General features: G+C 70.5%; 13 protein-coding genes. 5 read left to right on the top strand and 8 right to left on the bottom strand.

Features of this window, described 5'->3' with window-relative positions:
* Positions 1–732: 732 nt before the first annotated feature.
* The 3 genes from ABTW87_RS04745 (at position 733) to ABTW87_RS04735 (ending at position 3614) form a co-directional block, all read left to right on the top strand.
* Positions 733–1470, top strand: a complete 738-nt coding sequence (locus ABTW87_RS04745) for a DUF2637 domain-containing protein (protein WP_502891525.1) — start codon at positions 733–735, stop codon at positions 1468–1470.
* A gap of 463 nt (positions 1471–1933) precedes the next feature.
* A complete protein-coding gene (locus tag ABTW87_RS04740; RefSeq protein WP_350648507.1) occupies positions 1934–2878 on the top strand; it encodes a replication-relaxation family protein in 945 nt (314 codons plus the stop codon).
* 451 nt (positions 2879–3329) lie between these two features.
* Positions 3330–3614: a hypothetical protein gene (locus ABTW87_RS04735; RefSeq protein WP_350648505.1), complete on the top strand. Its 285-nt coding sequence runs from the start codon at positions 3330–3332 to the stop codon at positions 3612–3614.
* 257 nt (positions 3615–3871) lie between these two features.
* Here ABTW87_RS04735 and ABTW87_RS04730 read toward each other — a convergent pair whose 3' ends face one another.
* The 8 genes from ABTW87_RS04730 to ABTW87_RS04695 all read right to left on the bottom strand — a co-directional run bounded on the left by ABTW87_RS04730 (position 3872) and on the right by ABTW87_RS04695 (position 8638).
* Positions 3872–4291, bottom strand: a complete 420-nt coding sequence (locus ABTW87_RS04730; RefSeq protein ID WP_350648503.1) for an NUDIX domain-containing protein — start codon at positions 4289–4291, stop codon at positions 3872–3874.
* A gap of 1 nt (position 4292) precedes the next feature.
* Positions 4293–4943, bottom strand: a complete 651-nt coding sequence (locus tag ABTW87_RS04725) for an ATP/GTP-binding protein (RefSeq protein WP_350648502.1) — start codon at positions 4941–4943, stop codon at positions 4293–4295.
* Positions 4940–5731: a hypothetical protein gene (locus ABTW87_RS04720; protein ID WP_350648500.1), complete on the bottom strand. Its 792-nt coding sequence runs from the start codon at positions 5729–5731 to the stop codon at positions 4940–4942. The genes ABTW87_RS04725 and ABTW87_RS04720 overlap by 4 nt, the downstream gene beginning before the upstream one ends.
* A gap of 102 nt (positions 5732–5833) precedes the next feature.
* Positions 5834–6580, bottom strand: a complete 747-nt coding sequence (locus ABTW87_RS04715; protein ID WP_350648499.1) for a hypothetical protein — start codon at positions 6578–6580, stop codon at positions 5834–5836.
* On the bottom strand, positions 6573–7580 hold the full coding sequence (locus ABTW87_RS04710) for a radical SAM protein (RefSeq protein ID WP_350648498.1): 1008 nt from the start codon (positions 7578–7580) through the stop codon (positions 6573–6575). The genes ABTW87_RS04715 and ABTW87_RS04710 overlap by 8 nt, the downstream gene beginning before the upstream one ends.
* Before the next feature lie 141 nt (positions 7581–7721).
* On the bottom strand, positions 7722–7946 hold the full coding sequence (locus ABTW87_RS04705; RefSeq protein WP_350648497.1) for a hypothetical protein: 225 nt from the start codon (positions 7944–7946) through the stop codon (positions 7722–7724).
* A complete protein-coding gene (locus tag ABTW87_RS04700; RefSeq protein WP_350648496.1) occupies positions 7943–8374 on the bottom strand; it encodes a helix-turn-helix domain-containing protein in 432 nt (143 codons plus the stop codon). Before ABTW87_RS04700 ends, ABTW87_RS04705 begins: the two co-directional genes overlap by 4 nt.
* Before the next feature lie 15 nt (positions 8375–8389).
* Positions 8390–8638: a hypothetical protein gene (locus tag ABTW87_RS04695; protein ID WP_168003152.1), complete on the bottom strand. Its 249-nt coding sequence runs from the start codon at positions 8636–8638 to the stop codon at positions 8390–8392.
* Between the two features lie 674 nt (positions 8639–9312).
* On the opposite strand from ABTW87_RS04695, the gene ABTW87_RS04690 reads away from it, so the two are divergent.
* Both ABTW87_RS04690 and ABTW87_RS04685 read left to right on the top strand, forming a co-directional pair.
* Positions 9313–10185, top strand: a complete 873-nt coding sequence (locus ABTW87_RS04690; protein ID WP_350648495.1) for a helix-turn-helix domain-containing protein — start codon at positions 9313–9315, stop codon at positions 10183–10185.
* Positions 10175–10369, top strand: a complete 195-nt coding sequence (locus ABTW87_RS04685) for a DUF397 domain-containing protein (protein WP_168003154.1) — start codon at positions 10175–10177, stop codon at positions 10367–10369. Before ABTW87_RS04690 ends, ABTW87_RS04685 begins: the two co-directional genes overlap by 11 nt.
* Positions 10370–10529 lie beyond the last annotated feature (160 nt).

Genomic DNA, 10529 nt, shown 5'->3' with positions numbered 1-10529 from the left:
CTTCCGTGTACTTCGATGGACGCCCCAACGGGGGACACCCCTTCCTCTGGACCAACATCCAGTCTCAGGGTGTCCACATCTCAGGGGGAAGCCCAGCCTGCCGTTGTTCGTACCGACGCCGCGGGGCGTGGAGAGATAGGAGGCCCCACATGAAGGATCGCCTGTCGGCGAGTTGAGCCGCCGCACCACCTGAGCGCTTCTGCGGCGCTGTCGGTGGTGAGTCCTGATCTGGTGTGGCTCGGCTTGGCCGTCTGCCCCTGTGTCCGCGCGTTGACCACAGCCTGCTGTGCGGGTTGTGGCGACGCCTGCTGCCCTGGTGCCTGCCCCTGCGCGGGGTCTGGCGTGTTCGTTGACTCGACCATAGTGACCTTTTGTCGTCCCCTGCACGCACCAGGGGTCCGCCCGGCCGGGCGTCACCCGGCAGGGTCGCGCCTGCCCGGAAACCAACCGGAGCCGGGCAGGCGCGACCTGGGACGGAACCCCAACCACCTGAAGTCGAACCCTTCAACCAACCCGTTTGGAGTACGAACGTGACCTCACACATCAACCCCATGGAGGCGGCGGCTGTCGTCGCGGTTCGCCTCCACCCGACAACGCCGAACGCGGCCGTGCACGCGCCGCCTGGATCCAGGTGGTGGGCCGTTGGCGACACCTGACCAGCGACGCTCCGGCTCGCCGGGGCAGGTGGGCGCGAGGCGGGAGCGGTGGGAGAACCGGGCCCAGGTGGCGATCATGCTGTTGATCGGCGGCGCGGCCGGCGCGGCGTCCTTCACGCACGTGCATGACGTCGCCGCCGGACACGGCCAGCCGGGCTGGCTGGCCTGGGCCAACTCCGTCGTACTGGAGCTGATGTCGATCGCCGCCGGGCTGGAGTTGCGGCGCAACCGGCGCCTGGGCAAAAGCGTCGCCTTCCCCGCCACGGTGCTCGTGGTGGCGGTGTCGCTGTCGCTGGCTGCGCAGGTGGTGGAGGCGGAGGCGTCGGTGATCGGCTGGATCGCCGCCGCCCTGCCGGCCCTGGGCTTTCTGGCCATGGTGAAGATCGCCCTCGGCCGCGCCGACCCCGCCCCACCCCACCCGACCGCCCAGCCCGCGCGTGGATCGGCGCTGACCGTCGACGCGTCGGTCCCGGACACCCGCCCGCCGGTCCCCGTCGCCGCTGCCGCGGTCCGGGACTCCGCGACGGCGGTCCCCGCCGTCGCGGACCAGCCTCCAGCGGTCCCGGACCGCCGGGACGACGAGGCGTCGACCGGCGAGTGCGGTCCGGAGGTCGCCGCGCTGGTCCCGGCCGCCCGGACCGCCGCCCGCACCCTCACCGCCGAGGGAACGCCGCTGTCCCGCAAGGCCCTCGCCCAACAGCTCCGCGCGGACGGGCACCAGTTGTCCAACGCCACCGCCTCGGCGCTCGTGCGCGTCCTACGCGCCGAGACCACCCCACCCACACCGGATCTGTCACCGCGGGAGGCCGCGTGACAGAACCACCCCTGCGACATCTGTCAGACCGAGCCGCCGCTGTCAGACCAGCCCACCTGTCTGTCAGCAAGCCCGCGACCTGACAGAACCCGACCCACCTGTCAGCGCGTTCCCGCCGCCCCTCCGATATCCCGCAGCGGCGGCAGGTGCGCCCCCCTCACCCCCACCCACACCCCTGACCAAGGAGCAACAACGATGATCACCCAGCAGAGTGGCCGGCACCTGCACCGCCGGCACCATCACCGGCCAGACTCACAGCGGCTCTCACGGCATCGTCACACAGGATCCGGTGTGGCCGACCATGTCGGTGTCAGCGTGGCTCCCCGTTCTACCGTCCGTCTTGATCCCGACCCCCGAACCGACCCCCGGACTCCGCTCACAGCCCAGGTCAACCCCGCTCACACCGGCTTCGATCGGCTCCAGACACACCCTCATGTGTGGGGTGTCTCCCCAGGGGCCGCCCATGCGTAGTAGATCGCTGCCGGCTCCGGATGCGCTGCTGCGGCTGCAGGCCAGCATCACCGCCCGCGACGACCGGCTCCTCGGCTGGCTCTACGACCACGGCGTGCTCACCACCGACCAGATCGCCGCCGCCCTGTTCCCGTCCCTGGACTTCGCCCAACGCCGGCTGCGCCGCCTCACCGTCTTGCGGGCGGTGGACCGGTTCCGGCCCAACAAGCCCGACGGTGGCTCCTACCCGTACCACTACGTCCTGGACCAGCTCGGCTACGAGCACGTCCACGCCCAACGCGGGCTCGGACCGCCGCGCCGGGACCAGGCCCGCCGCCGCAAGCAGTCCCTGACCTCCCGGCCGGACCTGCCGCACCTGCTCGGCGGCAACCAGGTCTTCATCGACCTCGCCGCTCACGCCCGCACCCACCCCGATGCCAGCCTGGTCCGCTGGCAGCCCGCATCCGCCTACCACGACCCAGGCGTGTTCTACCGCGAAGGCGGCAACCCGCAGATCATGGTCCACGGACCCACCGGACTGCCCCGCCCCGACGGCGCTGGCGTCTGGACCGAGCGCGGACGGTCCGTGCCGTTCTTCCTCGAGTACGACACCGGAGGCGAACGCCTCGACATCCTCACCGAGAAGATCGCCAAGTACGAACGGCTCTACGCCATGAGCACCTGGGCGTGGCCGGTGCTGTTCCACCTCCCCTCCGCCCGCCGAGAGGCGAACCTGCACCACCGCCTCGCCGACGTCCCCGGCCTGGAGACGGTCATCGCCACCACCACCGCCGACCTGCGCACCGCACTTGGTGCCAGCCCCGCCGACCAGGTTTGGCAACTGACCGGCCGCAGCGCCGGCCGTCACCGCCTGATCGACCTGCCCTACACCGACACCCGCCATGACGACGAGTTCCCCACCCACCCCGCGCCGAGCCCCGACCGGCGGGCCGCCTGATGGCCGACGGGACAGGCGGCGCGTCGCGCGGCTGTGCGGCCCACACACCGCCGAACCCGCCCACGCCCGCCCGAGCCCGGGGCGGCGGCTGTCCGCCCGTCGAAACGGCCCACACCGAGACAACATGCCGGACGGCGCGTCGGAGGCGCGGGGGCAGATCCTCGCCATCTCTCACCGGTCTGTCAGCGGTAGTCCTTCGGCGACAGAGCCGGCCACCGTCCCCGCACTCACACCAACCGAGCACCGTGACAGTTCCTGTGAGTGGCCCACGTCTTCACTTCCGAGGCCACCGGAGTTACAGTCCGCGGCCCCCTCCACCCGTCGCCGGCCTGATGCCGCCTGCCCAACGGCACGACCCGGCGATCGATCTTCAGCGAGTCCCTACGTCCGTAAAGGAGATGCCCATGGCCCGACACGTCGACCTCACGCCACGAGCCGTCCTGGGAGGGACATGGCCACACGCCGTGACCAGCAATCACGCGCGACCACACCACACCCGTCGCCGCCGACCCCGCCCACGCGGGCAGCCGACGGCGAGGCCCCGACCGCACACCCCGACACCGAACCTGCAGTCCTGCCGGGAACGCTGTCGATGGCCCGCTACCTGACCGACCCCGAAACCGAGACCGAGATCCAAGCCCTCGCCGCCGAAGCCGGCCTCCCCACCGTCGACCAAGCCACCAAACTCGCCCGCCTCCTCCGCCTGCACCAACCCGCCCCGCCACGCGCCGCCTGACCTGCGCCCGCCCCGCTTGGGCGGGCGCAGCCCGGCTTCCAGCGCCCGACGCCACCGGAACAACTCACCCCGCCCACGCTCCCGGGCCGCAGCAGCAGGACCCAACCCGAGGAAGAACTCGTTAACCACAAAACGTCCAGACACCAGCCCAACGCCACCGGCGCCGCCCGGTCCGCCTGGCGTAGCTGAGCAGTCAACGCCTCCGCCTCAGCCGCGCTCAGCTCGGCTTCTGAGCCGCCGTGCGTAGCGGTTAGGCGCTACCGCCATCCGCTCAGGCGTAGCGGCGTGCCGTCGCGCCAGGCGGCTACGCAGGCGGCGGTGTAGGGGTAGGTGTGGGACGGCAGCATGTCAGCCGGGAACCATTCGATCTTGGCGCACTTGTGCGGTTCATTGTTGACTGGTTCGCCGTGACGGGCCGGGTCGTGCGGGGCGGCGAAGACGAGGCCGACGCGGGCGGCTCCGGCGCTGTTTCGGTGGTGCACCGTGGCGACCATGCGTGCCTCGTCTTGGTCCAGGTGCACGCCGATTTCCTCGGCCGCTTCGCGGACGAGCGCGCTGATCGCGTCTTCGCCGATTTCTAGTTTGCCGCTGGGCAGGTTCCACTGGCCGTCGGCGTATCCGGTGCTGTCCCGTAGCGCGAGCAGAACGTGATCGCCGTCGGTGAGGATGAGCAGCACGTCAACGGGGTGCGTGGGGGCCGGGGTCACGGAGGTCGAGGCTATCGCCGGTGGGGTTGAGCAGGGCGTCGACTCGCCGGGCGAGGTGGGCGACTCGTTCGGCCAGGTCCAGGCCGGGCGGCACGTCGTGCAGCGGCACTCCGGTCTCGGCGCACGCCGCGCGGACCGCGATCGCGGTTTCGTCTTGGAGGTGGGCGACCTTGGCGCGCATCGGGTCGGCCGGGTCGGTGTAGGCGTCGGGCAGGAAGAACACCGCGTCGTAGGTGCGCGGTGCCCATGCCCGGCAGAAGGCTGCCATCGCTTGCAGCACGGCGGCCTCGTGGCTGCCGGGCGGCGTGGCGAGCACGAGGCGGGCGTAGGCGAGGACGTTGATCGCTGTCTTGTCGCAAATCAGCAGGTCGTGGTGGCGGGCGGCGCGCAGCGTGGTCGACAGTTGCGCGCCGAACAGGTCAACTTCGGTGGCGAGGTCGAAGGCGCCCTTGCCGTGGATGACGGTTTCCTCGATGAACGGGCTGGTGCGGGCTGGTTCCGGGGTGCACGCGACGAGCACGCCGCGCGCCCGGTAGTGAGCGGTCAGCGCGTGGACCAGGGTGGTTTTTCCGGCGGCGTGGGTGCCTTCGATGCCGACCACGACACAGGTGCGGATCGTCACGACGGCCGCCTTTCTGGAAGTAGGGCCCGGAAGGTGGGGTGGTCCAGCCAGCCGACTCGCCCGGCGAGCGCTGTTGCGACCATCGTGTTGACGTTGACCGGCTTGGGCCAGGTCAGCTCCCCGGCCGCGCGGAGGCCCACCAGTGCGGTGGACAGGCTGTGGCGCAGGTTGAGCACGGTGATCCGCTCCCGCGCCTGGACGTCGCGGTTGGTGAGCCAGTCGCGGTGCAGCGCGGTCATGGACTTACGGGCGAGTTCGGGTTGGGCCACGTCGAGGTCGAGTTCGCCGCACACGTCGACCAGCCGGCGGGAGCGCCCGAACAGCACGTGATCGGCGTCGAAGCGAGTGTCGAGCACCTGCCGCGCCGTGTCGGTGCGCCGGTCGCGCCACGCCTGCCGCGCCGCGAGCAGCGCGGCTGGGGGGCGGGGGCCGGCGTTGGCGGCCAGCACGGCGAGGTCGCTGCACAGTTGGTGGCCGGTGATCAGGTCGGCGGCCTCGGTGGCGGCGGCGATGTCGGCCGCCGCTGCCGCAACGAGGTCGCCGCGTTCGGCGTCGCTGTCCAAGTAGAGGCTCGTGCAGGCCACCGGCAGTCGGCCGGTGTCCAGGAGCACCGGAGAGCCGTCGCCGATGGGCACGGTGAGCCACACGATCGAGTAGCAGAACGCCTGGTTGCCGTTCTTGATCCGGTAGTTCTTGCTCCACTCCACGTCGATCGAGGCGACGAGCCGGGTTCCGGGCAGCCGGGCTGGCACGCCGCCGGGTCCGTCGAGATCGCTGATCACATGCACAACCGGTCCTCCGCCTGTCGTGGTTGTCCTTCGATGTGTGCCGGGTGGTGCCGGTGGCCGCCGCCCGCGCGTGCGGGCGGCGGCCACCGACGTTAGCGCCGTCTATGTCTCGACGGGGGTAGGCGCTCGCCCGGTCGTGTCGGGCGGCGTGGTCACCGTGTTGGCGGGATCGAGCACGTCCCAGGCGGCCCGATCGATCGCGTCGGCGACGGGAAAGGTTCCCTCCCAGCGGTAGCGGCCGGCGTGGACGGCCGCAGTGAGCCCGATCGCCAGTGCCCGCGCCAACACGGTCCTTGCCGCCGTGGCGGCCCTCGCCGGCTCGTCCGGCATCGGCGCGGGCAGCGGGGCGGTGGGCATGTCCAGTGCCGCCCCGGTCTGGCTCGCCTCCGCCGAGGTGTCGATCATCAGGGCTAGCCCGCGCCCCTTGGCCGACCGGTCGGTCCACGCCTCGGCCACTCCGGCCGCGCCGCGCAGAGGCGTGGTCGACAGCAGCATCATGCGGGTCAGATCCTCACCGAGCGCGTGCCCGGCGAGGATGACCGCGTGCCGACGGGCGCGGGTCAAGGCCCGGTCGGTCAGCGCGAGCAGGTTCGTCGCCTCGGCCAAGTGGTCGAGCACCGCGGCGCGGAACCCGATCTGCAGCGTGTCGCCGCTGATGTCGTAGGCCGAGCCGTGCCTGCGCACCCGCAGGTAGACCGTCGCCGCCGCGACCGGCACCTCCCGCAATCCGGGTGCCTGCTCGGACCAGTCGATGGCGAACGCGGCGAGCATGTCCCAACGCCGGCCGAACGGGCGCTGCTCGGCCCCGAACGGCGCTTCAGGCCATTGCAGGTTGCTGAAGTCACGCACGGGCGTGCCCGCCCGTCCCGGCGGCCGTGCCGGCGTTGGCGACGGTGCGGATGCTCTTGCCGAGGTACTTGGCGAAGTGGTTGCGCTTGAACCGGTACCGCTTCCAGATCTCCGTCACCGGCTCCTCAAGGAGGTTGCCCAGCGGTTCCAGCAGGTCGGGCGCGTCGTAGACCGGCCACGCCGACGCCTTGCCGGTCACCTCCACCAGGATCATGTGGCCCTCGGTCTGCGGCGTCCAGGTCGTCATGCGCAGCGCTGGCCGCCAGTCGTGCACCGCCCGCGCCTCGGTCAGCCGGTCGAAGGTCTGTCCGGCCTCGTCGAGGCTGATGAACTCGTGTTCTTCCAGGTCGAGCGCGTTGCCCTTGCGCAGCGGCAGGATCAGCTTGAGCTTGCCCGCCCCGATCACGTCGGCGATCTGGTACGTGAACGGCAGAGCGTGCAGCGTCGATCGGTACACCACCGCTGACAGCGACAGCGGCAGGCCGTGCTCAAGGAACGCCCGGATACCGGACATCACCTCGTCGTAGTCGCCGCGTACCCGGTTGGTCGTGGCGCGCGGACCCTCCAGGCCGACGTTGACGAACGCGACCTTGCCGACCATCGACTTCGCGTGCTGCAAGCCGCGGGTGGCGTTGGTTGGGATTCCGAGGATGAAGTCTCCGGCGTACATGTCCACGACATCGCCGAAGTCGCGGCGCAGCAGCGGTTCCCCGCCGGAGAGGAACACCCGTTGTACGCCGGCGAGGTTGCCTCGGATCGTGTCGAGTTGCGCCAACGTCGGATCGGGCAGCTGCAACGTCTCGGAGCAGAACGAGCAGTCGAAGTTGCATCGCTTGGTGATCTGCAGGATCACTGACAGCGGCACCGTCGCTGCCTCGGCCAACTCCTCCACGGAAGCGGCGCTGCTTACTGCGAAGTGGTGGCCGGCGGTGAAGGCCACCGGACCGGAGGCGCGCTGCGGCACCGCCGCCGGCACCGCGGGCATTCCAAGCATGGTCATGACGTCGTCTCCTTGCACGGTGTGGTCGAGCAACGGCTCGACCGGATCGAGGGGCAAAGCAAGGTGCGTTGGTGGGCGCCGTATGAGGTCTTCCGGCAGGAGGTCCGCGCGCCCGGCGAGCGGCCCGCGCCGGCCCGCCCCTCACCGCGTCTCCGACGGACCGCCGGGTGACCTGCCGTAGTGCTGCAGCACGGCCGCCGCCCACCGTGCTTGTTCGCATGGCGACGGCACCAGGCGTGACCAACCGGCCAGGCAGCCGCCGCACGCTCCGTCGCCCGGGTACGGATGCGCGTCGAGCACCTCGCGCGCCTGCTCCAGCAACCGGCGCACTCCGGCGGCGTCCGGTTCGGGCGGCTGCACAGTCATCCCGGCCAGCCCGCCCTGACCGGCACCAGGACCCATGCTCCCCCGCACGGGCCTCGCTGCGCCGGTCGCGGCGCGAGGGGTGGCGCGGTCTGCTCGGCCGCCACCTGTTCGCGGTATCGGCGGGTCAGCCAGTCCACGTAGTCGGACACGCCGAGCAACTCGCCATGTGCGGACAGTACTCCGTCGCAGTCTTGCCAGAAAGCACGCGGAACGTTCTGCCGACCCATCTCGACGTTGGCGATCGTGCTCCGCGACCACGGCACCAGCCGGGTAAGACGCACTTGCGTGACTCCGATGGCGCGCCGCCGCGCTGACAGCGTTCGGTCCAGGGCGCGCCGCGCCTCGACCAGCTCGACGGGCGTCAGCACCGGCCCGCCACCAGCTTCAATCGGCGTGAATGCGTTCACCACGAGTGCCGCCGGGGTCACCGGGGGGTCCGCATGTCAGCTCGCCTTGCCGAACCAGCCGGGTTCGTCAGCGCGGCGAACGCCGATCAAGTGCGGTTGCGTCGCGCCAGGCACCCGCCGGGGCAGTCGCAGCGACACCTGGAACACCTTCGCCGCTCGTTCGTGTTGTTCGCACGGTCCGGGCACCCTGCACGCCAGACACAGGCCGTCCGCGCTGGAGACGGCATGCCGGTCCAGCACCGCCTGAGCGTGGTCGACCTGTTCGCCACCGAGATACGTCGTCACGTCTTCCCCTACGTGTCGAGGTGGGTGGGAGCGCCGTGCGGCGTGCACGCCTGGGAGCGCGCGGCGACGCCGCACGGCGCGCCCGACCCGATCACCCGCCTGCCACGGAGTCCGCTGTCGCATAGCGGCGGGGAGTCAACAGAGCAGCATGCGCACCGACCCGCTGTGCGCCGCCCGCCGCGCGCTTCAGCCGCGCGGCGCACCGAATCTCACCAGGACGACGCCGGCCACGGCCCGCAGGCGGGCGTCGGGTACGTCGTAGCGTCGCGGGTCGTCCGAGTACGCCTCGATCACCGACACCGCGTTGCGGCGGGTTCGGCACGGGCTGGACTCGCCGCACGCGGAGCATGATCCCCTGCCGTCGTCGCGATGCTTCCGGTACGCGGCGACGCACACCGCGCGCACCGTCGCCCGCGTCGCCGCGCGTCTCGGTGGCGCTCCACTGCTGTTAGCCACGGTTCGTGATCACCTCCAACGGCAAGGGGACGCATGGGCGCGACACGCTTCCGGTCAATCGACCAGCGGCTGGCCGATGCGCCATCCCATAGACCACCATCGTGCCGCCGCAATTGATGCTTGGCAAGCCGTACCATGCTCACGTGATGCGCCGCTGGATGGCTAGTCCGCAAGCTCACAACATCAAAGTCACGCTCAGCTAGGAAGAGGGGCGCAACATGCGGGAGGATTCAGGCGTGGCTCGCTTTACACCGCCGACTCCGCGCTCACGTCGTCTTGGCCGTGAGCTGCGGAAGCTACGCGAGGCCAAGAGTTGGACGATGGACGAGGCGGGCAAGCACATCGGTTGCTCTACGTCACGGATCAGTCGCATCGAATCCGGCGAGATCAAGCCGCGGACCGGCGACGTCATCGAACTCCTGATGGCCTACGACGTTCCACTGGAGGGAGAACCCGGCAAGTCACTCCTCGCTCTCACCCGAGAACTACGACAGTCCGGCTGGTGGCAGCGCCTCGACGCCCTCACCGGTCGTTACGCCACGTTCATCGCCTACGAGGCCGAAGCCATCGAGCTGCGCAACTTCGAGCCCACCCTCGTACCGGGACTGCTGCAAACCCCGGACTACGCCAGGGCGGTCAACAGCGTCGGACGGGAGACAGACGCCGAGGCCATCGAGCAACGGGTGCAGGCGAGGCTCACCCGACAGGAAGTACTGACCCGGAAACCCTCGCCGCTGCGGCTGCACGCGATCGTCTCGGAAGCGACGCTGTTGTTCGAGGTTGGCGGCCCAGACGTGCTGCGAGCCCAGCTCGACCACATCGTCAGCCTCGCCGGCCTGCCCAACATCACCGTCCAGGTGCTGCGCTTCGCCGCCGGTGCCACACTGGCTGACAGAGGCGGCTTCGCCATCCTCAGCTTCGAACGCGACGAACCACCGCTCGGCTACGTGGAGACGCCAGCCGGCGAGCTGTTCCTGGAGTCGCCGCGCGAGATCGGCCGGCTCACCGCCGTATTCGATCACCTCAAGACCCTGGCCATGTCGCCAGCGGAATCGGTCAAATTCATCAGGGAGCGAGCAAGTGGAACTTAACGTCTGGCGCAAGTCCAGCCGTTCCGGAAGCAACGGCCAGTGCACCGAAGTCAAGGACACCGGCGCCGACGTGCTGGTGCGCGACAGCAAGAACCCCAGCGGCCCCGTGCTCGCCTTCACCCGCGACGAGTGGCGCGCCTTCGTAGACGGCGTGCGGGCGGGCGAGTTCGACATCACCAACTAAGCGCGGGGCACCTGCACCACGCAGGTGCCCACAGCGTCGGGCGCAAACGGCGATATCTCCGTCTTGCGCCGAACATCGTCCACGCCCAACCCACCTCGCACCGACAGCAGCAGCCTGCCTCATGGACGTCGGGGTCGCAGCAGGCTCCCCGACCCCTTGA

This window comes from Micromonospora sp. NPDC126480 (assembly GCF_040302465.1).
In the GTDB taxonomy this organism is placed as follows: Bacteria; Actinomycetota; Actinomycetes; order Mycobacteriales; family Micromonosporaceae; genus Micromonospora.
The sequence above is the reverse complement of the archived record's forward strand: the minus strand, read 5'-3'. Positions and strand labels throughout refer to the sequence as shown.